Annotated in this window: 20 protein-coding genes; 17 read left to right on the top strand and 3 right to left on the bottom strand. The window is 63.8% G+C overall.

Translation table 11 applies throughout. The features are described from left to right. Positions 1-33 precede the first annotated feature (33 nt). Positions 34-1,446, top strand: a complete 1,413-nt coding sequence (locus tag ACFE72_RS17380) for an MBOAT family O-acyltransferase (RefSeq protein WP_375414363.1) — start codon at positions 34-36, stop codon at positions 1,444-1,446. Between the two features lie 2 nt (positions 1,447-1,448). Beyond that, complete coding sequence (locus ACFE72_RS17375) at positions 1,449-2,639, top strand: alginate O-acetyltransferase (RefSeq protein ID WP_375414362.1); 1,191 nt, start codon at positions 1,449-1,451, stop codon at positions 2,637-2,639. Between the two features lie 57 nt (positions 2,640-2,696). Here ACFE72_RS17375 and ACFE72_RS17370 read toward each other — a convergent pair whose 3' ends face one another. Further along, the gene (locus ACFE72_RS17370) at positions 2,697-4,262 is read right to left on the bottom strand and encodes a helicase HerA-like C-terminal domain-containing protein (protein WP_375414361.1); all 1,566 of its coding nucleotides are present in this window, start codon (positions 4,260-4,262) and stop codon (positions 2,697-2,699) included. A 282-nt stretch (positions 4,263-4,544) separates the two neighbouring features. On the opposite strand from ACFE72_RS17370, the gene ACFE72_RS17365 reads away from it, so the two are divergent. From ACFE72_RS17365 to ACFE72_RS17305, 13 genes are all read left to right on the top strand, one after another. After that, entirely contained in the window at positions 4,545-4,910 is a 366-nt protein-coding gene (locus tag ACFE72_RS17365) for a DUF2267 domain-containing protein (RefSeq protein WP_375414360.1), read from the top strand. A gap of 51 nt (positions 4,911-4,961) precedes the next feature. After that, entirely contained in the window at positions 4,962-5,369 is a 408-nt protein-coding gene (locus ACFE72_RS17360; protein ID WP_375414359.1) for a DUF4332 domain-containing protein, read from the top strand. Between the two features lie 253 nt (positions 5,370-5,622). Beyond that, positions 5,623-6,468, top strand: coding sequence for a dihydropteroate synthase (gene folP / locus ACFE72_RS17355; RefSeq protein ID WP_375414358.1), 846 nt, complete (start codon positions 5,623-5,625; stop codon positions 6,466-6,468). Next, positions 6,465-6,830 carry a dihydroneopterin aldolase gene (gene folB / locus ACFE72_RS17350; RefSeq protein ID WP_375414357.1) on the top strand — a complete coding sequence of 122 codons (366 nt, stop codon included), beginning with the start codon at positions 6,465-6,467 and terminating at the stop codon, positions 6,828-6,830. Before folP ends, folB begins: the two co-directional genes overlap by 4 nt. A 5-nt stretch (positions 6,831-6,835) precedes the next feature. Then, entirely contained in the window at positions 6,836-7,327 is a 492-nt protein-coding gene (gene folK, locus ACFE72_RS17345; RefSeq protein ID WP_375414356.1) for a 2-amino-4-hydroxy-6-hydroxymethyldihydropteridine diphosphokinase, read from the top strand. Positions 7,328-7,409: 82 nt separating this feature from the next. Further along, entirely contained in the window at positions 7,410-9,272 is a 1,863-nt protein-coding gene (locus ACFE72_RS17340) for a methylmalonyl-CoA mutase family protein (protein ID WP_375414355.1), read from the top strand. Positions 9,273-9,274: 2 nt separating this feature from the next. Then, a complete protein-coding gene (locus ACFE72_RS17335; protein WP_375414354.1) occupies positions 9,275-9,739 on the top strand; it encodes a GFA family protein in 465 nt (154 codons plus the stop codon). 141 nt (positions 9,740-9,880) lie between these two features. Continuing rightward, positions 9,881-12,037 (top strand): methylmalonyl-CoA mutase, encoded by a 2,157-nt coding sequence (scpA, locus tag ACFE72_RS17330; RefSeq protein ID WP_375414353.1) that lies wholly within the window; start codon positions 9,881-9,883, stop codon positions 12,035-12,037. Between the two features lie 17 nt (positions 12,038-12,054). Then, positions 12,055-12,387 (top strand): nucleotidyltransferase family protein, encoded by a 333-nt coding sequence (locus ACFE72_RS17325; RefSeq protein ID WP_375414352.1) that lies wholly within the window; start codon positions 12,055-12,057, stop codon positions 12,385-12,387. Then, the gene (locus ACFE72_RS17320) at positions 12,388-12,732 is read left to right on the top strand and encodes a DUF86 domain-containing protein (RefSeq protein ID WP_375414351.1); all 345 of its coding nucleotides are present in this window, start codon (positions 12,388-12,390) and stop codon (positions 12,730-12,732) included. Between the two features lie 45 nt (positions 12,733-12,777). Beyond that, positions 12,778-13,767, top strand: coding sequence for a methylmalonyl Co-A mutase-associated GTPase MeaB (gene meaB, locus ACFE72_RS17315; RefSeq protein WP_375414350.1), 990 nt, complete (start codon positions 12,778-12,780; stop codon positions 13,765-13,767). Between the two features lie 221 nt (positions 13,768-13,988). Further along, positions 13,989-14,648 (top strand): pyroglutamyl-peptidase I, encoded by a 660-nt coding sequence (locus tag ACFE72_RS17310; protein WP_375414349.1) that lies wholly within the window; start codon positions 13,989-13,991, stop codon positions 14,646-14,648. A 209-nt stretch (positions 14,649-14,857) separates the two neighbouring features. Next, positions 14,858-16,228, top strand: coding sequence for a TIGR03808 family TAT-translocated repetitive protein (locus ACFE72_RS17305; protein ID WP_375414348.1), 1,371 nt, complete (start codon positions 14,858-14,860; stop codon positions 16,226-16,228). 268 nt (positions 16,229-16,496) lie between these two features. Here ACFE72_RS17305 and ACFE72_RS17300 read toward each other — a convergent pair whose 3' ends face one another. Together ACFE72_RS17300 and ACFE72_RS17295 are read right to left on the bottom strand one after the other, a co-directional pair. Further along, positions 16,497-17,033 carry a TIGR03809 family protein gene (locus tag ACFE72_RS17300; RefSeq protein WP_375414347.1) on the bottom strand — a complete coding sequence of 179 codons (537 nt, stop codon included), beginning with the start codon at positions 17,031-17,033 and terminating at the stop codon, positions 16,497-16,499. Positions 17,034-17,572: 539 nt separating this feature from the next. Beyond that, the gene (locus ACFE72_RS17295; protein ID WP_375414346.1) at positions 17,573-18,277 is read right to left on the bottom strand and encodes a hypothetical protein; all 705 of its coding nucleotides are present in this window, start codon (positions 18,275-18,277) and stop codon (positions 17,573-17,575) included. A 540-nt stretch (positions 18,278-18,817) separates the two neighbouring features. Here ACFE72_RS17295 and ACFE72_RS17290 point away from each other — a divergent pair. Further along, the gene (locus tag ACFE72_RS17290; RefSeq protein WP_375414345.1) at positions 18,818-19,966 is read left to right on the top strand and encodes a GGDEF domain-containing protein; all 1,149 of its coding nucleotides are present in this window, start codon (positions 18,818-18,820) and stop codon (positions 19,964-19,966) included. 29 nt (positions 19,967-19,995) lie between these two features. Further along, entirely contained in the window at positions 19,996-21,105 is a 1,110-nt protein-coding gene (locus ACFE72_RS17285) for a DUF2336 domain-containing protein (RefSeq protein WP_375414344.1), read from the top strand. The last annotated feature ends 284 nt before the right edge of the window (positions 21,106-21,389 follow it).

Here is a 21,389-nt window from a genome sequence, read left to right as displayed (position 1 = left end):
GCTGGTTTCGCCGGGATAACACGCCGGTTTCATATGCTTTTTTACGAGCCGCTATTCTTGACGATCTTTCCGGCGGTCTATGCATTCTATTTGCTGGCGTCAGGCGCTTCGGCCAAGAAAGCCGCGCTGCTGGGTACCAGCACGCTGTTTTACCTGTGGGGCGAACCGCTGTTCGTGCTGGTGTTGTTCGCATCCGCCGCCATCGACCATGCGCTGTCGTTCTACTTGAGCGATCCGGCACCGGCGCGCACGCGGCGGCTGGCGCTGGCCGCGGGCGTCGCCAATAATCTCGGCATTCTCATCGTCTATAAATACGCCGACTTTCTCGCCGACAATATCAATGCCGTGCTCGCGCCCGCCGGCGCCGGCCGGATCGCGCTGCTGCACCTGGCGCTGCCGATCGGCGTGTCGTTTGTGGTGTTCGAAAAGATCACATATCTGGTTGACACGTATCGTGGAGTTTCGCGGCCCGCGGCGTCATTTGCGGACTATTGCCTATTCGTGCTGTTCTTTCCAAAGTTGCTGGCCGGACCAATCCTCAAATATCACGAGATGAAGCACCAGATCGCCGCACCCCCGGCGATCCGATGGAGCGATTTCCAGACCGGATTTCTCCGCTTCGCCCGCGGTCTCGGCCGCAAGCTGCTGATCGCCGATCCGCTCGGCTCCTTCGTCAGCCAGATTTTCGCGGCCGATCCCGCGACCTTGAGCGCCGGCCATGCTTGGCTTGGCCTCGCCTGCTTCACGCTGCAGATCTATTTCGATTTCGCCGGCTATTCGGACATGGCCATCGGGCTGGCGCGCATGTTCGGATTCCGCCTGAAAGAGAATTTCAACGCGCCCTACATTGCGCAGTCGATGACGGAGTTCTGGCGGCGCTGGCACATTTCGCTCACGACCTGGATCCGGGATTATCTGTATGTGCCGCTCGGCGGCAACCAGCGCGGCGGCGCGCGTACCTATTTCAATCTCTGGGTCTGCTTCCTGGCCTCCGGACTGTGGCACGGCGCAAGCTGGAATTTCATACTATGGGGCGCCTATAACGGCCTGTTTCTCACCCTCGACCGGCTGTTTCTGCGCGATGCGATGGCCCGCTGCGGGCGCACGATCGCAACTGCCATCACACTCTTCATCGTCATGATCGGCTGGGCGATTTTCCGTTCCGATTCTCCGGCGCACCTGGTTTCGTTTCTGAGCGCGCTGGGCGGTCGGTCGCAAGGGGCAGCCGCGCTGGAAATCCCCGCGGAAGTGCCGTTCACGCTGATCCTCGGCGTATTCATTTCGCTGCTGCCCGCGACTAGACTGTACGGCCCGTTGGCGCACGCCCATGAAATGCGGACCCTGCTGCGCGGGACGACTGTCGCCGCTCTGGTCGTGATCTACGTGCTGGCGATCGCGCGGGCGGTGACGGTGCCGTTCCAGCCTTTCATCTATTTCAGGTTCTGACGATGAGCCGGCTTTCCTTCTCTCATCCCCTCGTGCGCGCGCTGTTCTGCCTGTTTCTGCTCGCGCTGCCGCTGGCGAGCGCCTGGAATCTCGCGGTGGCGCCGAACCATCCGTCGCTCGCGATCCGGATCGGACCCAAGCTCGGCGGAGTCACCCGCGAGGCGCCCGTGATGCTGTCATGGGCATCGCTGCGCGACGGCAGTTTCCAGAAGGCGGTCGCAGGCCGGGTCACCGACGCGATGCCGGTTCGTCCGCTTCTGATCCGGATCAACAATGAGATTCGTCTGGAATTGTTCGGCGAACTGACCGCGCCTTACGTGGTCAGGGGCGCCAACGGCCAGTTGATCGAGCGATCCTACCTGGAGGAATACTGCGCGCGTACCGACGACCAGGCCGCGAGATTTGCCGCCGATATCATCCCGAAGCTGAAGGACATCCAAAACTATTATCGCGCGCGGGGCGCCATCTTCCTGTATCTGGTGACGCCGTCAAAAGCCGCGCACCTGCCGGAATACTTTGTCGACCGGGTGCCCTGCCCGAGCACGCCGGCGGCGCGAACGCAGCTCGTTCCGCAATATGTCGGCCTGCTGCGGCAGGCCGGCATCGACGTCGTCGATACCGCGGGCCTGATCCATTCGCTCAAAGGAAAATACGAGGTCGAGCTGTTTCCGCAAGGCGGCGTGCACTGGAACGACATCGGCGGGGCGCGGGCCGCAACCGCCGTGGTCGAGGACGTCAACCGGCAGGCCGGCCGCGAACTGGTGCCGCCCTTCAGCTTCACCTACACCCTGTCCGGCGTCGCCAGCGGCGTCGACCGCGACCTCGTCGATCTGCTCAACGTGTTCTTTCCGCCGCTGTCCTATCTGACGCCGAAGGTGAAGTTCCAGACCGCGGTTTCGTGCGCCGATCATCCGGCACGATCGATCGACGCCGCCCTGGTCGGCTCGAGCTTCAGCCATCTCCCCGGGCAAATTCTGATCGAGGATAATTGCCTGTCCAGATTGAACGTCTATTACTACATGCGGCTCGGCCGTTTCGGAGGCTCGCCCTACCGCGAACTGCAACGCGACTTGAAGGACGCCGACGTCGCGCATCTGCGCGACGCCAAGATCGTGATTGTGGAGGAAAACGAATCCTTCGTGGCGCGGACCGGCTATGTCAACGAGCTGCGCACGATCGTGACCACGCCTTAGGGCTGACCTGCGGTACGGTCCTGCACCTCCCCCGCAAGCGGGGAGAGGTTATAGAATTCATCGCCGCAGCAGCCCGCCGAGCGCGCCGCGGACCAAAGAGCGGCCGACCGAACTGCCGAGCGAGCCGCCCACCGATTTGCCGAGATCGGCAACCACGCCGCCGACCACCTTGTTGGTGACCGAGCGCGTGACGCTGCGGGCGATCAACTGCCCGGTCGACAACTTGCCGCGCGAGACGTTGGTGCCGAAGATGGTCCCGACGATGGCGCCGATTTGTCCGAGAACGCCTCCGCCGGCGCCATCCGCCGCTGCCGCACTTCCCGCGACCCGCTTTTGCAGCACCTCGTAGGCGGATTCGGAATCGATGGTGGTGTCGTATTTGCCCTTCACCGGGCTCCCGGCCATGATCGCCTTGCGCTCCTCCGGCGTGATCGGCCCGATCCGCCCGGTCGGCGGCCGGATCATGACCCGCTCGACCATCGCCGGGGTGCCGTTGCCTTCTAGGAACGACACCAGCGCCTCGCCCTTGCCGAGCTCCATGATGACCTTCGCGGTGTCGAGCTTCGGATTGGACCGGAAAGTCTGCGCAGCGGCCGCCACTGCCTTCTGGTCGCGCGGCGTGAACGCCCGCAGGGCGTGCTGCACGCGGTTGCCGAGCTGCGCCAGCACCTTGTCCGGCACATCGACCGGATTCTGGGTGACGAAATAGACGCCGACGCCTTTGGAGCGGATCAGGCGTACCACCTGCTCGATCTTGTCCATCAGCGCCTTCGGCGCGTCGTTGAAGAGCAGATGCGCTTCGTCGAAGAAGAACACCAGCTTGGGTTTCGGCGGATCGCCCGCCTCGGGAAGCTCCTCGAACAGCTCCGACAGCATCCACAGCAGAAAGGTGGCGTAGAGCCGCGGACTCTGCATCAGCCTGTCGGCTACCAGGATGTTGATCATGCCGCGGCCGTCGCCGTCGGTGCGCATGAAATCCTTCAGCGACAACGCCGGCTCGCCAAAAAATTTGTCGGCGCCCTGGTTTTCCAGCACCAGGAGCTGGCGCTGGATGGTTCCGACGGTCTGCTTCGAGACGTTTCCATACTGCGTGGTGAGATCGGCGGCATGCTCGGCGACAAACGACAGAATAGCGCGCAGGTCCTTCATGTCGAGCAGCAGCAGTCCCTGCTCGTCGGCGACCTTGAAGGCGATATTCAGCACGCCTTCCTGAACGTCGTTCAAATCCATCATGCGCGAGAGCAGCAGCGGTCCCATTTCCGAAACCGTTGCGCGAACCGGATGGCCCTGCGCGCCGAACACGTCCCAGAACACCGTCGAGAACTGGTCAGGCTGGAAGCTGAGGCCCATTTCCCTGGCGCGCTTGAGGATAAAGTCTTTTGCTTCCCCGGCTTCGGAGATGCCGGAGAGGTCGCCCTTGATGTCGGCGGCGAACACGGGAACTCCGGCGCGGGCAAATCCCTCGGCCATCACCTGAAGCGAGACGGTTTTTCCGGTTCCGGTGGCTCCGGTCACGAGACCGTGCCGGTTTGCAAGCCCGAGCGTCAGCCAGGCCGGCTGTTCGCCCTTGCCTATGAAAATTTTCTCGGCGGTATCGCCGGTTTTTGTCTCGGTCGTTGCCATCGATCGCCTCATCGCGTGCAGGAGGAGCTTCGGTCATCAGGCGCCGTCACCCATAACTCATCTTGCAAGCCCGGCGAAACCGGTCAACGGCTTTCACGCTCGCTCGCCGCGGCAAAACCAGCATGAATTTCGTGATCGCTCTTGCATCGCTGCAACACTCGCGGCGCGATCGATTATGAATCTGCGTCCCCGTACGCTGGTCGCTTGTAATTCGGATCGCACAAGACCAAGATAAAAATACAAACAAGGATCCCGGTAACAACCGGCTGAGGGCGGGCCAATATGGACGAACTGGTGGAGCAGCTGGCTGCAAGGGCCGGCATCGATAGAGCTGTCGCTGAAAAAACCATCGGTATCGTTCTGGGTTTCCTCCGCAGAGAGGGCCCCTCCGACAAGGTTCAGGCATTGATCGACGAGATTCCCGGCGCGGAACGTGCGGTAGAAGCTTCGAACAGCGGCCGCGGTCTCAGTGGACTGATGGGCGGCGGCCTGATGGCGCTCGGCAGCAGGCTGATGGGGCTAGGTCTAAACATGGGCGAAATCCAGAACGTCGCCCGTGAACTTTTCAAGTTCGGCCGCGACAAAATTGGGGCGGATCAGATGGGCGAGATCATTTCGGGGACGCCGGGCCTCAGCCAGTTCGCCTGAAGCACCTTGTTTCAAGCACGTTTATCTAAGCACCTTATCATATCGAGCATCATGACATATCCGCTCTCGCAGATCGAAGGTATGACCGCCTTCGCCGCATCCAAACTGAAAAAGCTCGGCATTCGCACGACGGAAGCGCTGCTTGAAGCCGCGCGTACGGTAAAGGGCCGCAAGGAGCTGTCGGCAGCCACCGGAATCGGCGAGCAGCAACTACTCGAATGGGCCAATATTTGCGACTACATGCGCATCCCCGGCATGGGAAAGGCCAAGACCGGACTGCTGCGCGCCGCCGGCGTGACCACCGTACGCGAACTAGGACTGCGCAATCCGGCACGCCTGGCGCAAAACATGAAGGACGTGAATACCAAGCGCAAGCTGGTTCACGTCTTGCCTTCGGAAAAGTCGGTCGAGCAAATCATCCAGAAGGCCCGCAAGCTGCAGCCGAAGATCACCTATTAGAGAATCGAGTTGGCACGAAGCGCCGTGGATGGCTTATCCCGCCCTTCTGCGGGGAGAGGCCGAAGCCGGAGCGCAGCGAGGGCTTCGGATAAGGAGGACTCTCCCGGCAGTCGGACTCGCTGAGGGTCCCCTCACCCGGATCACATCCATCGATGCGATCCGGCCTCTCCCCGCGGGCGGGAGCGGTGAACGCACACCGCTCCGCGCTGTCAGCGCCTTGACTCCGATGGTGGGACCGCGCAAAGCGACCGCTATGATCGCGACCACCTCCAGACCTGCCGCGGCAGATCATCCGGTGCTGACCGCGCTGCTGTCGCGGCCCATTCCGGCGGTGATGGGCGTGCTCAATGTCACGCCGGACTCTTTTTCGGATGGCGGGCAGTTTGTCGTACCGGAGCGGGCGCTGGAGCAGGCCCGGTACATGATCACGGAGGGCGCCGACGTCATCGACATCGGCGCCGAATCGACCCGGCCCTACGGCGCGCGGCCGATTTCCGCGCAGGAAGAACTGCAAAGGCTGCAGCCCGTGCTAGACGGCGTGATCGCCCTTGGCGCCCCTGTTTCGATCGACAGCATGAAGTCCGCGGTGGTGGCGTGGGCGCTTGCGGCCGGCGCTGCGATCGCGAACGATGTCTGGGGCCTGCAGCGCGATCCCGACATGGCCAGGGTGGTCGCGGCGTACGGGGTGCCGGTCATCGTGATGCACAACCGCGACCGCGCCGACCCGACCATCGACATCATGAAGGATATCGCCGGCTTTTTTGCCCGCTCGCTCGAGATCGCGGCGCAGGCCGGGATTCCCGACAGCCATATCGTCCTCGATCCCGGCATCGGTTTTGGCAAGACGCCGGAACAAAGCATGACGGCGCTGGCCCGGCTCGACGAATTGCGCAGATTCGGTTTACCCCTTTTGGTGGGGGCGTCGCGCAAGCGCTTCATCAGCACGATCGCGCCTTCGGAGCCGCATCGGCGGCTCGGCGGCTCGATCGCCGCGCATGTGCTGGCCGCGAGGAACGGCGCGCGGATCATTCGCACCCACGATGTGCCGGAAACCGTACAGGCGCTTCGGGTGGCGCAGGCGATCGAGGACCGACGATGACCGATACGATCTTCATCACCGGCGTCGTGATCCACGCACGTCATGGCGTGATGGACCACGAAACCGAGGTCGGACAACGCTTCGTGATCGACCTCGAACTGGCGATCGACCTTTCCGATTCGTCGCGCACCGACCGCCTGATCGATACGGTTTCTTATTCCAGCGTGGTGGCGACCGCGACCGCGGCGTTCAAGAATGCCAATTACAAGCTGCTGGAACGCGCCGCCGGCGCCGTCGCCGACGCCGTTCTGGCGGCATTTCCGCGCGTCAGCATGGTCAAGATCACCGTGCACAAGCCGCACGCGCCGATCGCGGCAATCTTCGACGACGTCGGCGTGGTCCTGACCCGTACGCGAAAATAACCGGCATGGCCGACGTCCTGATCGCGCTTGGGGGCAATGTCGGCGATGTCCGCATCACATTCCGCAAGGCGATCGCCCACATCTGCGGCATGACGCAGGCGGCCTTGCTCGCGCGCTCTTCCGATTACGCAACCCCGCCCTGGGGCGAGCAACGGCAGGCCGGCTTCATCAACGCCTGCATCGAGATCGAAACCACCCTCGATCCCCACGCGCTGCTGTTTACGCTGCACAGAATCGAGAAAAAGTTCGGCCGCGACCGGGAACAGGAAAAGCGCTGGGGTCCGCGCACCCTCGACCTCGATCTGATCGCCTACGACGACGTCGTCCTCGACAGGCCGGAACTGACACTGCCTCACCCTCGCTGGTTCGAGCGCGCCTTCGTGCTGGTGCCGCTGGCGGAGATTGCGCCGGACCGTGTCATTGCGGGGCGCACCGTGCGGGAAGCGCTTATGCATCTTTCAACGGAGGGGATCGAGCGGCTGCCCGGCCTCGGCTGACATTGTATTGGCGGCCCTCACGTGGCAATTTCCGGGCAACAGAGAGTTGAGAGCAAACCTCGCTCCGGGAGCGACCCGCCGAATGACATCTGGACCTGACGACCTGCGGCTGGCCGCCGACTTTCAGCCTGCGAGCTATGACGACTGGCGCATGCTGGTCGATGGTGTGCTAAAGGGCGCGCCGTTCGAGAAACTCGTCGCCCGGACCTATGACGGCCTGGCGATCCAGCCGATTTATCCGCGCGCCCGCAACGCCGCGCCGATTGCCGCCGCCGCGGCGCCTTGGCTGATCATGCAGCGCATCGATCATCCGGATGCGGCACAAGCCAATGCGCAGGCGCTGCATGACCTCGAAAACGGAGCCAATGGGCTAGAGCTCGAATTTGCCGGCGGGCCGGGTGCGCGCGGCTTCGGCATTGCGGACGCGACCAGGGAAACGCTGGCGCTCGTATTCGACGGCATCATATTCGACGCCGGGATAGCCATTGCGCTCAATCCGGTGCTGGGCCGCGACAATGCCGGCATGAACCTCGCCGATCTCGTCGAGGCCCGCGGCCTCGACCCTGCAAACGTCGACATACGATTCAACTATCAACCGCTAAGCACCATGGCCGTGCGCGGCGCGGCGCCGGCACCGTGGCCGGAAATGGCGGCCCCTTTCGCAAAAATGATCCACGTCCTGATGGACCGCGGCTTCAAGGGGCCGTTCGCGCTGGCGGACGGCCGTCCTGTCCATGACGCCGGCGGATCGGAGGTGCAGGAACTCGCTTTCACGCTTGCCGTTGCGGTCATGGTTCTGCGCGCGCTGGAGGCCGGCGGCATCGCGCTGGATGCTGCCCGTGCAGCGATATCTTTCCGACTGGTCGCCGACGCCGATCAATTCCTGACCATGGCAAAATTCCGCGCGCTGCGTTTGCTGTGGGCGCGGGTCGAACAAAGCTGCGGCCTCGCGCCCGCCAACCCGGTCATCGCCGCGGAGGCGGCGTGGCGGATGCTGACCCGCCGCGACCCCTATGTAAACATGCTGCGCGCAACCGTCGCGACATTCGCCGCCGGGCTCAGCGGCGCCGACAGTATCACCTTGCTGCCGCATACGCTGGCGCTGGGATTGCCGGACCGATTTGCGCGGCGCGCGGCCCGCAACACCCAGTTGGTGCTGCTGGAGGAATCCAATCTCGCCAGGGTCGCCGATCCGGCCGCCGGCGCCGGCGGCATCGAGACATTGACCCGGCAGCTTTGCGAAGCGGCGTGGGCGTTGTTTCAGGAGATCGAAAAGACCGGCGGCATCGTCGCGGCGCTTGAACAGAACCTGATCCAGAGCAAGGTCGCAGCGACTCGCGCGATCCGCGAGGCTGATATCGCCCGGCGCAAGGAAGTCCTGACCGGCGCCAGCGAATTTCCCAATCTTCACGAGGCGTGCGTCGCCGTGCTGGATGCAAAGCCGGTTGCGATGGAACGCCCCGGCGAGGCCGGGATCAGGTTCGACCCGCTGCGGCCGATCCGGCTTGCCGCGCCGTTCGAGCAGTTGCGTGACAGGTCCGACCAAATTCTGAAAAAAACCGGGGCGCGGCCGAAAATCTTTCTCGCCAGTCTCGGCACGCCTGCAGATTTTACCCCGCGTGCGACGTTTGCCAAAAGCTTTTTCGAAACCGGCGGCATCGAGGCCATGGATACGGAGGGATTCGCCGATCCGGCCGCCCTCTCCGCCGCGTTCCAGGCCTCAGGCGCCGCAATGGCCTGCCTGTGCTCCTCGGACAAGGTCTATACCGAGCAGGCGCCCGCCGCGGCGAAAGCCCTTCAAGCCGCCGGCGGCGAACATATCTATCTGGCGGGACGGCCCGGCGCGCAGGAAGCCGCGTTGCGCGCCGCCGGCGTCGACGATTTCATCTTCGCGGGCGGCGATGCGCTGGCAACGCTGCGGGCGGCTTACGAACGGATGGAGTGAGCATGGCATCGGACGCCAAACCCGTTCTGACCGGCGGCTGCCAGTGCGGCGCCGTTCGCTTTGCATTGTCGGCCGCCCCGGTCCGAATAAGTATCTGTCATTGCCGGATGTGCCAGAAGGCGAGCGGCGCGCCGTTCGCCGCATTCGCCGACATTCCGAATGAACAGTTTGCCTGGACCCGCGGCAAGCCCGCGGCATTCCGGTCGTCGTCGATGGCCGAGCGTGATTTCTGCGCGGCGTGCGGAACGCCGCTCAGTTTCCGCCGCATAAGCGGATCCAGGATCGAGATCATGACCGGCGCGTTCGACCGGCCGGACATGGTGGTGCCTACGCTGCAATATGGGACCGAGTCGCGGCTCGGCTGGATCGGCACCATCGTCAACCTGCCGAGCAAGACCACGCTGCAGAATTACGGCCCGGAAAAGCTCGGTGAAATCGCCAACTACCAGCATCCGGACCATGACTGAGCGGGTCGAAATCATGATATTGTCGGCACGAAATATAGACGCGTCATGCCCGGGCTTGTCTCGGGCATCCACGTCTTTCTTGGCTTCAGGAAAACAAATCGTGGATGGCCGGGACAAGCCCGGCCATGACGGAAGAAATAGATGACCCGCATACCCGACTTCGCTGAAATCGCGTTCGAGAAAACCGCTCCGGCCGTGGCCGGCGGCAATGCCGAACCCTGGCTTACGCCCGAAGGCATCCTGGTAAAACCCGGCTACGGCGAAGCCGACCTTGATGGCATTGACTTCCTTGAAACCTGGCCAGGCATCGCGCCTTATCTGCGCGGCCCCTACCCCACCATGTATGTCAACCAGCCATGGACGATCCGGCAATATGCCGGCTTCTCGACGGCGGAAGATTCCAACGCGTTCTACCGCCGCAACCTTGCCGCCGGCCAAAAAGGCCTTTCGGTCGCCTTCGATCTCGCCACCCATCGCGGCTACGATTCCGATCATCCGCGCGTCACCGGCGACGTCGGCATGGCCGGGGTGGCGATCGATTCCATTTACGACATGCGCACGCTGTTCTCCGGAATTCCGCTCGACCGCATGAGCGTGTCGATGACCATGAACGGCGCGGTGCTGCCGATTCTGGCGCTGTTCGTCGCGGCCGCCGAGGAACAGGGCGTGCCGCCGGAAAAACTTTCGGGCACGATTCAGAACGACATTCTGAAAGAGTTCATGGTGCGCAACACCTACATCTACCCGCCGGCGCCCTCGATGCGGATCATCTCCGACATTTTTGCCTACACCTCGCAAAAAATGCCGAAATACAATTCGATCTCGATTTCCGGCTATCACATGCAGGAAGCCGGCGCGACCCAGGATCTCGAACTGGCCTACACGCTGGCCGACGGCGTCGAATACCTTCGCGCCGGGCTCGCCGCCGGCCTCGACGTCGACCGCTTCGCGCCGCGGCTGTCGTTCTTCTGGGCGATCGGCATGAACTTCTTCATGGAAGTGGCGAAGATGCGCGCCGCGCGGCTGTTATGGGCGAAGCTCTTGACGCAGTTCAATCCGAAGGATCCGAAATCGCTGAGCCTGCGCACGCACTGCCAGACCTCGGGCTGGTCGCTGACCGCGCAGGACGTCTACAACAACGTGATGCGCACCACCATCGAGGCGATGGCGGCGACGCAAGGCCACACCCAGTCGCTGCACACCAACGCGCTTGACGAAGCGTTGGCGCTGCCGACGGATTTCTCGGCGCGGATCGCGCGCAATACGCAACTGTTCCTGCAGCAGGAGAGCGGCACCACCCGCATCATCGATCCCTGGGGCGGCTCATTTTATGTCGAGCGCCTGACCCACGACCTCGCCGTAAAGGCGTGGGGTCATATCAGCGAAGTCGAAGCGCTTGGCGGCATGGCCAAGGCAATCGAGGCTGGCGTGCCGAAACTGCGTATCGAGGAAGCGTCCGCCAAGACCCAGGCGCGGATCGACGCCGGCAAGCAGGCGGTGATCGGCGTCAATAAATATAGGCCGGTCGATGAGGCGCCGATCGACGTGCTGAAAGTGGAGAACTCCACCGTGCGCCGGCTGCAGATCGACAAGCTGTCGCGGCTGCGGAAAGAGCGCAACCAGGCCGGGGTCGATGCGGCGCTGGCAGCGCTGACCCGCAGTGCCGGCGACGGCAACGGCAATCTGCTGGCGCTCGCAATCGACGCAGCGCGGGCAAAGGCCACCGTCGGCGAAATCAGCGATGCGATGGAAAAGGTGTTCGGCCGGCACCGCGCCGAGATCAAATCGATCACCGGCGTCTACAAGCGGGAGGCGTCCACCATGTCCGATCGCGTCGAGAAAGTGCAGGCGCTGATCGACGCCTTCGAGGATGCCGAAGGCCGCCGTCCCCGCATTCTCGTCGCAAAAATCGGCCAGGACGGCCACGACCGCGGCCAGAAGGTGATCGCCTCGGCCTTTGCCGACGTCGGTTTCGACGTTGATATCGGGCCGCTGTTCGCCACCGCCGACGAGGCGGCGCGGCAGGCGGTGGAGAACGACGTGCATATATTGGGGCTGTCGTCGCTGGCGGCAGCCCACCTCACCGCCGTGCCGGAAGTAAAGGCCGCGCTCAAGAAGCAGGGCCGCGACGACATCATGATCATCATCGGCGGCGTGGTGCCGCCGCAGGACTACGAGGCGCTGTACAAGGCCGGCGCCGAGGCGATCTTCCCGCCGGGCACGGTGATTGCGGACGCCGCCGAGGAGCTGATCCGCAAGCTCAATGCGAGACTGGGGCACAGCGAGGCGGCGGAGTGAGGATGCGTCTCGCGTAAATGTGCTACTATCGAACCATGGACGACATTGCCGACATCACATTAGAGCAAATCATCGCCAGGCTGCGCGAGATTGCGCCCGCGATCAAGGCTGAGGGCGTTACAAGGCTGGCAATCTTCGGCTCGCGCGCGCGCGGCGACGCGCGGCCTGACAGCGATCTTGACGTCCTGATCGAGACCGATTCCTCCGCAACTTTTGGATGGAAAAACCTGACCGGAGTTAGCCTTATGTGCCAGGATGCGACCGGTCTTCCGGTCCAGGTCGCGATCCGCGATTCGTTGAAACCGCGAGTGGCTGAGCGCATCGCCGACGATTTGACCGAGGTGTTCTGAATGCCGCCAAGTGTGGAGGATCGGCTACTTGATATCCTCGAGGCGATTGCGGAAATCGAATCAACATTGGCCGGAAAGACCCGCGAGCAATTTCTTTCAGAGCGCCCGATCCGCCTTATCACCGAACGATTGTTGGAAATCGTCTGCGAGGCTTCGCGGAAGCTGCCGGATGACATCAAGCAGCTTGATCCAGGTATTCCTTGGCGGGAGATAATCGATTTCGGTAATCTTCTCCGGCACGCTTATCATTCAACGAAAGCAGATACCGTTTGGGATATCGTTCAAAACGATTTGCCCGCGCTGAAAGCTTTCGCGGAGAGCCGAAACAAAGCCAGCAGAGACTAAGCATTCTATGGCGCGCGCCCGCGTCGATCTTTAGAAGCGACACCAATGGCCGCGCTCCCCGCTCCCCACGACATTACCGCCCTCGCCGCCGACCTCCGCGCAGGCTCCCGCGCCGCTCTGGCCCGCGCCATCACCCTGATCGAGAGCCGGCGCGCCGATCACCAGGCCGCGGCGCGTGATCTGGTGCAGGCGCTGCTGCCCGACACCGGCCACGGTATCCGCGTCGGCATCACCGGTTCGCCCGGCGTCGGCAAATCCACCACCATCGACGTGCTCGGCATGTCGCTGATCGAGCGCGGCCACAAGGTCGCCGTGCTGGCGGTGGATCCGTCGTCGGCGCGCACCGGCGGCTCGATCCTCGGCGACAAGACGCGGATGGCCCGGCTGTCGACCTCGGACGGCGCGTTCATCCGCCCCTCGCCGGCGTCCGGCACGCTGGGCGGCGTTGCCGCCAAAACCCGCGAGGCAATGCTGTTGTGCGAGGCGGCGGGTTTTGACGTGGTGCTGGTGGAAACCGTTGGTATCGGCCAGTCCGAGACCGCGGTCTGCGACATGACCGATTTTTTCCTGGCGCTGATGCTGCCCGGCGCCGGCGACGAACTGCAGGGCATCAAGAAGGGCCTGGTCGAACTGGCCGACATGATCGCGGTCAACAAGGCCGACGGCGACAACGTCAAGCGTGCCAATCTCGCGGCGGCCGAATATCGCGGCGCGCTGCATATCCTGTCGCCGCGCTCGGAACACTGGCACCCGCCGGTGCTCACCTATTCGGCGCTGACCGGAACCGGCGTCGACGCGCTATGGCAAAAGATCCTCGATCACCGCAGCGCGATGAAGGCGTCCGGCGATTTTGCCGCGCGCCGCAGGGAGCAGCAGGTGAAGTGGATGTGGTCGATGCTGGAGCAGCGAACGATGGCGCGGTTGCGCGCCGATCCGGCCGTGCGCGCGAAAGTGAAAAAGACCGAAGCCGAGGTGGCGGAGGGCCGCATTTCGCCGGCGCTTGCCGCCGAGCAGATTGCGGAGCTGCTGCGGTGAGCCTCTCTTTCACCGTCCTGGCCGGACCTGCCCCTGCTGGATGCACACATCTCATCGTCATTGCCGGGCTTGACCTACCATACGCACACATCTCGCCGTCATTGCCGGGCTTGACCCGGCACTCCATCCCCTTCGAAACGACTCTTGCAAAGATGGATGGATACGCGGGTCAAGCCCGCGTATGACGAGATGTATAAATCCAGTAGGGGCCTGCCCCGGCCATGACAAAATCCCGCCTCCGCATCCTCATCACCGGCTTCGGCCCGTTTCCCGGCGCGCCGTTCAATCCGACGATGCCGCTGGTCGCGCGGCTGCTGCGCTTGCGCCGTCCCGCTTTCGCCGGCGTCGAATTCACCGGGCATATTTTTCCGGTGACGTACCAGGCCGTCGATCGCGATCTGCCGCGGCTGCTGGCCCAGCACCGGCCGCACGCGCTATTGATGTTCGGCCTCGCCACCCGCACGCCCCATGTCCGGATCGAGACCCGCGCCCGCAACGCCGTCACCCTGCTATGGCCTGACGCTGCCCATGCAACCGTGCGCAAGGGCTCGATCGCGGGCGATGCCGACGCAAGAATGTTCGGCCCGCATACTGCAAAACTGCTGCGCGCCGCTGCGGCGACCGGCGTCGATGCCCGCGCCTCGCGCGACGCCGGCAGCTATCTCTGCAATTACCTGAGCTGGCGCGCGATCGAGGCTGTCGGCAGCGACAGCGGCCCCCGTCTCGCTGCATTCGTCCACGTGCCCGCGGTCGCGCGCGACGGCGCATCGCCGCGCAAGGGCGCGGTGCCCCGCATCACGCTGGAACAGCTGGCCGACGCCGGTGAAGCGATGCTGCTGGAGACCGTGAAACTGACAAGGCAAGCGATGCTTGGTCCGTAGGATGGGTCAGGCACGAAGCGCCGTAACCGGTCATGGACTCGCAGCGAATTCGGCAGGCGGGTTACGCGCCTTTGGCGCCAACCCGCCCTGCAGACTGGTCAACGATTAACCCTACTCGCAACAATCGGCCTGGCACTGCCTTCCTTCACCATGCGTGGCCGCAATTCTGCGTTACGTCTTGGCGCTCCACTCGCGAGGACAGCGCAATCATGGACGTCAATCGCCGGCATCTGATGGGGGCCTCCGCGGCCGGCGTTGCCGGTGCGCTGGCGATGACGCCGGACGCCGCGCGCGCGGCGCCGCCGGCCTCGGCATTCGGACGGGACGCTTCGCAATATGGCGTGCGGCCCGGCAGCCCCGACGACCAGACCCGGGCATTGCAGCGCGCGATCGACGATGCCGCTCGCGCGCAGATGCCGCTCGCGCTGCCGCCCGGGGTCTATCGCACCGGAATGCTGCGCCTCTCGAACGGCACCCAGCTGGTCGGCGTGCGCGGCGCGACCAGACTTGTCTTCACCGGCGGGCCGTCGATGCTGCTGGGCGAAGGCGCCGGCAGCATCGGGCTGGCCAACCTCACGCTCGACGGCGGCGGCATCAAGCTGCCGGACCGGCGCGGCCTCGTGCACTGCCTGGCCGGCCGCGATATCCGCGTCACCGATTGCGAAATCACCGGCAGCGGCGGCAACGGCATCTGGCTGGAAAACGTCTCCGGCGACATCCGCGGCAACATCATCTCAAAGATCGCGGTCACGGCGATCACGTCATTTGACGCGCAGGGTCTTTTGGTCTCGCACAACACCATTTCGGACACCAACGACAACGGCATCGAAATCCTGCGCACGTCGATCGGCGACGACGGCACGATGGTGCTCGACAACCGCATCGAGGACATCAAGGCCGGTCCCGGCGGCTCCGGGCAATATGGCAATGCCATCAACGCGTTCCGGGCCGGCAACGTCATCGTGCGTGGCAACCGGATCCGCAACTGCGACTATTCCGCGGTGCGCGGCAATTCTGCATCCAACATCCAGATCACCGGCAACAGCGTAAGCGATGTTCGCGAGGTGGCGCTGTATTCCGAATTCTCGTTCGAGGGCGCCGTGATCGCCAACAACAGCGTGGACGGGGCGGCGCTCGGCGTTTCGGTCTGCAATTTCAACGAAGGCGGCCGGATCGCGGTGGTGCAGGGCAATATCATCCGCAACCTCAGGCCGAAGCGTCCGATCGGCACCGCGCCCGACGACGACGCCGGAATCGGCATCTATGTCGAGGCCGATACCTCGGTGACCGGCAACGTCATCGAGAACGCACCGTCGTTCGGCATCGTCGCCGGCTGGGGCAAATACCTGCGCGACGTGGCCATCACGGGTAACGTGATCCGCAATGCCTTCGTCGGCATCGGCGTCTCGGTGATGGCGGGCGCGGGCTCGGCCCTGGTCAACAACAACATGATTTCGCAGGCACCGCGTGGCGCCGTGGTCGGACTCGATCACGCGCGGCCGGTGACGCCCGATCTTAGCGCCGACGGCGCCCAGCGTTTCGCGCAGGTCGTAGTAGGGACCAATGCGGTGCGGCGATAATGCTTTCTTGCAACCGCCGACGTTGAACATGGCGTCCAAGAGATCATGGATTCCGCCTTCGCGCGAGCGTATGCACATATCGCGTCATGCGCGGACTTGACCCGCGTATTCACCGATCTTCGGAAGAGTCGTTCGAAGGGATGGATTGCCGGGTCAAGCCCTACTGGATGCACACATCTCGCCGTCATGCCCGGCCTTGTGCCGGGCATCCACGTCTTTCTTTCTGACGTGAAGCAAAGACGTGGATGGCCGGGGCGACGCGCCTGCGTTACAGCGCGTTCCTCAGCAGCGGATAGCGCTCCTTCATCGCGGAGAGATCGAGCGCCTGCCGCCAGCCGTCGTCGATCGGCGCCGCGGGCGTGACGGTTTCCATGGCGGCATCTTGTGCATTTGTTTGCTGCTGTGGCGGCGCAGCCTGCTCCGGAATATACACCAAAACCGCCATCTCGGCCCCGATCGGAGCGGCAGCGACCGGTTTGGCGCGGGCTTCAACACGCCGCGGCGGTGGCAGGACATAATAGTTCGACAGCGGATTTCGGCGCGGCGGTACCGGCCTGGGGCTGTCAAGCCAGGAGATGTCGACAGCCGAATTGTCGAGGGACGCCTCGCGCGTCGCGAGCCTGCGCCAGGTTTCGACGGCAGATTTCGCCTCCTGGATGTTTTCCAGAAGCGACGCTTCGCTGTGATAACGGCGCCAGCGTCCGCTCTCGAACAGTTCGGTCAGATGCTCAAGCCGCTGCTCGGCGAGCGCGCACCAGCGGTCGAGGATTTCCTGACCGCGCGCGGCGTTCGGTCGTCGTGCCATGAAAAAGTCCGCCAGGAGAAAAACGGACGCAGACGCAACGAATCACTCCAGTTTCGATCGATATTCTGTGGAAAACTTTTTCGTTGTCCAGCGACGGCGCGAATAACGGCGCGGCCATCGACAGAAAGCGCTGCAGGTGTGGCCTTTTCCACCCAATTCCAGTCAGCCATGGAGAGGAATTGCGGGGTGCGCGGAAATCCGTTGGTCCGCAACGTCGCCGCGTATTGTCTCCTCAAACGAGAAGACCCGCCCGGGGGGACAACCGGGCGGGTCAAGCTATATAAGCGCTGGGGTGGATGGGCGCTCGCGCCGTACATAGCCTCGTTGGGGAGGGATTTCCGCTCCCACCTCTATTGGTCGCGGCAAGGCGTCGGACGTTCAAACCGACCGCAAATTTTTTTGACTTTTTTGCCCGGCGATTTCGGCCCGATCGGCCATCGAAGCACACTGAGCGGCGGCCGGCCGGCGTCGCCGACGGCAGGCCGTTCCGAAGCCACGGTACCGCCTAAGGCCTGGACAGCCGCGATAGCTGCGGCGGATTACTGCGCCGGGGCCGCCAGATCGATGATCTTTTCACGTTGCAGCCGGGTCATCAGGCTTGTGATTTCCTGCCGCGACATCGGTTTGTTACCGAACTGCAGGCGCAACAGGCCGCCCGCCGTGCTGTCGAGGATCGCAGCCTGATTCGCATTCAGGAATGCCGTGACGTCGGCCATGCGCGCATCCGGAACGAACCTGACAAACGCGCGGGGACCGGTTTGCTGTCCGGGCGCACGCGTAATGGCTTCCATTGGACCCGGCAGCGATGCGGTCAGAAAGGCACCGGCCGGCAGCTTCGCCAGAATTGCTCCGATGACGCCGGCCTGCAGCAGCAGCGCCAGCGCGCCCAGCACGGCCGAATAAGCCAGCGCGCGCGGCGACAGGCCGGAGAACAACGCCGCGATCCGCGTGGAGATACCGGGCGACGATATCGACGGCTTGCGCGCGGGCTCCGCATCGATCGCGGCGAACAGCTTCTGCATCGCGCGCGCGGAAGGAGCGCCGAGGCTCTGATTGAGCGCGATGGTTTCGGCATATTCCTGTTGAACCGCTGCGTACTGACTGGCGAGCGATGCATCGGATGCAAGTGCATCCGCGACGCGGCGGGCGTCCTGCGCACCGAGCGTGCCGGCGGCGTGCCACGGCAGCAGCGCCTCGATTTCTTCGGGCCCCTGCTTCAGAATTTTCTTGTTCATCGCCATCATGGCCAACCTCGTTGGGCGCCGGCTGCCGTATCGCGTAGCGGCCGGCAGCCAGGGGAAGCGGCAGATCGCCTTCGAATTTGTCCGCTTGACGCCAGCCATCGGGGAAACCTCGCTGATAAGGCTTCAGCGCTCTGTTCGTTCCGCGCAAGCCGCACCCCGAACCTGTCATCCTGACAGGGGGCCCCCGGTATAGGACCGGCATGGCGAGCCGGTCGCCTTGGCGATCGGAGCGACCAGGACGTGGTCCAGCGCCGCTTGGGTCGCGCTCAATGTCGGCTCGCAAGTGTAGTCGGGTTGGCATGCCCGAAGGTTCGACAATACGGCAAATTTCTTCCCAAACCGGCCGGATTTGCCCCTCCAGCGAGACGATACAGATACAGGCAGAACATACGAAGGTATCATAACACTGAACCCGAATCAAGGAATCTGGTTGTGCAACGCTGCCACCGGCGGTTCGACGGCCGCAATGACGGTCGAAGATACCAAACCTAAAGGCTTTTCTCCCTAAAGTTCCCAGTCCAGTTCAGCCCCGGCGAAATGATGCGCACGACCGTCTCCTTTTTCCCCAATCCGATTGCCGGCGCACTGGATGGCGCCGATCGCCTGCCGACGCCAAAAGTGCTTGCCCGCCGCGCCAGGCAACGACGCCAGATGCTGGGAGTGATCGGCGTCAGCTACGTCATCGATGCCGCGATCCTGCTGCTGTACGCCTATGCCGGTACCGTCGCGGTCGCCATCGGGCCGGCATTTGGAATCTGCGGCCTCGGATCGGTCGCCTGCTTCGTGGCGCTGTCCGAAGCCGGCGTCAACGACCGCTTCAAGGATCATTACTTCATCGTGCAGCAGTCGATCGCCAGCCTCGCGATCATGCTGGCGTTCAGCTATCTCGTGCCCGAGGCGGGCTTTTTGTTTCTCTGCACGCTTTTCGTCGTATTCAGCTTCAGCGCGCTGCGATCGACGCCGCGGCAGACCGCGATGACCTTCGCCGCAATGGCGTTCGGCCTGGCGGCGCTGTTTCTGCTGACCGACAAGCCGATATCGATGCCGCACGGAACCTATCTCGAGCGGTTCGCCACCATGCTGGTGTTCGTCCTCACCATCGGACGCTGCATGTTTCTCGGCATCTTCGCCAGTTCGCTGCGTGAATCGCTGTACAAGCGCGGCCTGCAACTGAAGGAAGCCTACAAAAGGATCGAGGAGCTGGCCGAACTGGACGAACTGACGGGCTCGTTCAACCGGCGCTGCATCATGCGGATGCTGGACGACGAGATCGCCCGCGCCCATCGCACCAAGACTCCGTTTTCGGTGGCGCTGATCGATCTCGACTGGTTCAAGCGCGTCAACGACGCCTACGGGCACCCGACCGGCGACGAAGTGTTACGGACTTTCGCCATCACCGTGTTCGCCAATATCCGCAACATCGACCGGCTTGGCCGCTATGGCGGTGAAGAATTCCTGCTGATCCTTCCCGATACGCCTCACGATGTCGCCGCGCGCATTCTCGACCGCCAGCGCGAGATCGTCGCGGATCTCGACTGGAGCGCGTTTGCGGCGGGCATGCGCGTGACGATTTCCGCGGGCGTCGCGACCCTGGCCGCAAACGAAGCCCCGGACGCCCTTCTCGCGCGCGCCGACAGCGCGCTTTACGCCGCCAAGGCGCGAGGACGCAACCGCATCGCCAGCGCCTGATTCACCGCCTTCAATCCCGGGACCGAGTCATGAGTTCGAAATCCGCCCACGCATCATCCGATCTGCTCGACGAGCTGCAGACCACGCTTGCGCACGGCACCGTCGCGCGCCGCGTGGAAACGCTGCGCCGTGTCACCGATCTTTTCCTCAATGGCGCCGTCGATTACGGCGACGAACAGATCGCGCTGTTCGACGACGTGTTCAACTGCCTGATGCGGCACATCGAGGCATCGGCCAAGGCGCTGCTGGCCGACCGCCTCGCCCCGGTCAGCACCGCGCCGCCGCTGACCATCCGCGCGCTGGCGTTCGACGATCTCATCGATGTCGCGGCACCTGTGCTGTCGCAGTCGGAGCGGCTCGATGACGACGCGCTGATCGAAACCGCCCGCAACAAGAGCCAGGCGCATCTGATGGCGATCTCGACGCGCAAAAGCCTGAGCGGCGCGGTCACCGACGTGCTGATCCTGCGCGGCGACGACGACGTGGTGCGGAGCACCGTCAACAATCCGGGGGCGCAATTCACCGAGCGCGGATATGGCCGGCTGGTGGCGCGCGCCGAAGGCGACGACAATCTGGCGACCTGCATCGGATTGCGGCCTTCGATTCCGCGGCACCATTATCTGAAACTGATCGCGAAAGCCTCGGCCACGGTGCGGGCGCGGCTGGAGGCGGCCCATCCGCCGTTGGCGGGCGACGTTTCGGCCGCGGTGAAGGAGGCGACGCGGCGCGCGCGTTCGGCGCCATCGGCGATCACGCGGGAAACCGCTATCGCCCATGCGCTCGTCAAATCGCTGTACGAAGACGGCCGGCTCGACGAACATCAGGTGGCGGCGTTTGCCCAGGCCGGCCGGTTCGACGAAGCCAACGCGGCGATCGCGGCGCTCGCCAGCGTGCCGATCGCGGTGGCCGAAACCATGATGGTGGAATCCCGCTCCGAGGGCCTGCTGATCCTGGCGAAAGTGTCGGGGATGTCGTGGTCGACGGTGAAGGCGATCATCAACATGCGCGACGAGCTGTCGAGCATGGACCGCGCCAACCTGGAAGCCTGCCGGCAAACCTACGAACGGCTGCGCACCTCCACCGCCCAGCAGGTGCTGCGCTTCCACCGCATGCAGCAGACCGCAGCGCCGGCGGCGTAGCGCATCTCGGCCTCATTGACGGGCTTGACCCTACTGGATTCACACATCTCATCGTCATTACCGGGCTTGACCCATATGCACATATCTCGGCCGTCATTACCGGGCTTGACCCGGCAATCCATCGCCTTCGAAACGACTCTTGCGAAGATGGATGGATGCGCGGGTCAAGCCCGCGCATGACGAGAGAGGGTTTAATGGTTGAGGTGTTACGATCGAGACGCTGATCCGCCTTGTGAAGCTCAAAGCGGCGTTCACGCACTTGTGAATGTATACCTATCCCCGCT

Origin of the sequence: uncultured Bradyrhizobium sp. (assembly GCF_964252615.1) — a bacterium.
Taxonomy (GTDB): Bacteria; Pseudomonadota; Alphaproteobacteria; order Rhizobiales; family Xanthobacteraceae; genus Bradyrhizobium.
This window is presented reverse-complemented; position numbering and strand designations above follow the sequence as displayed.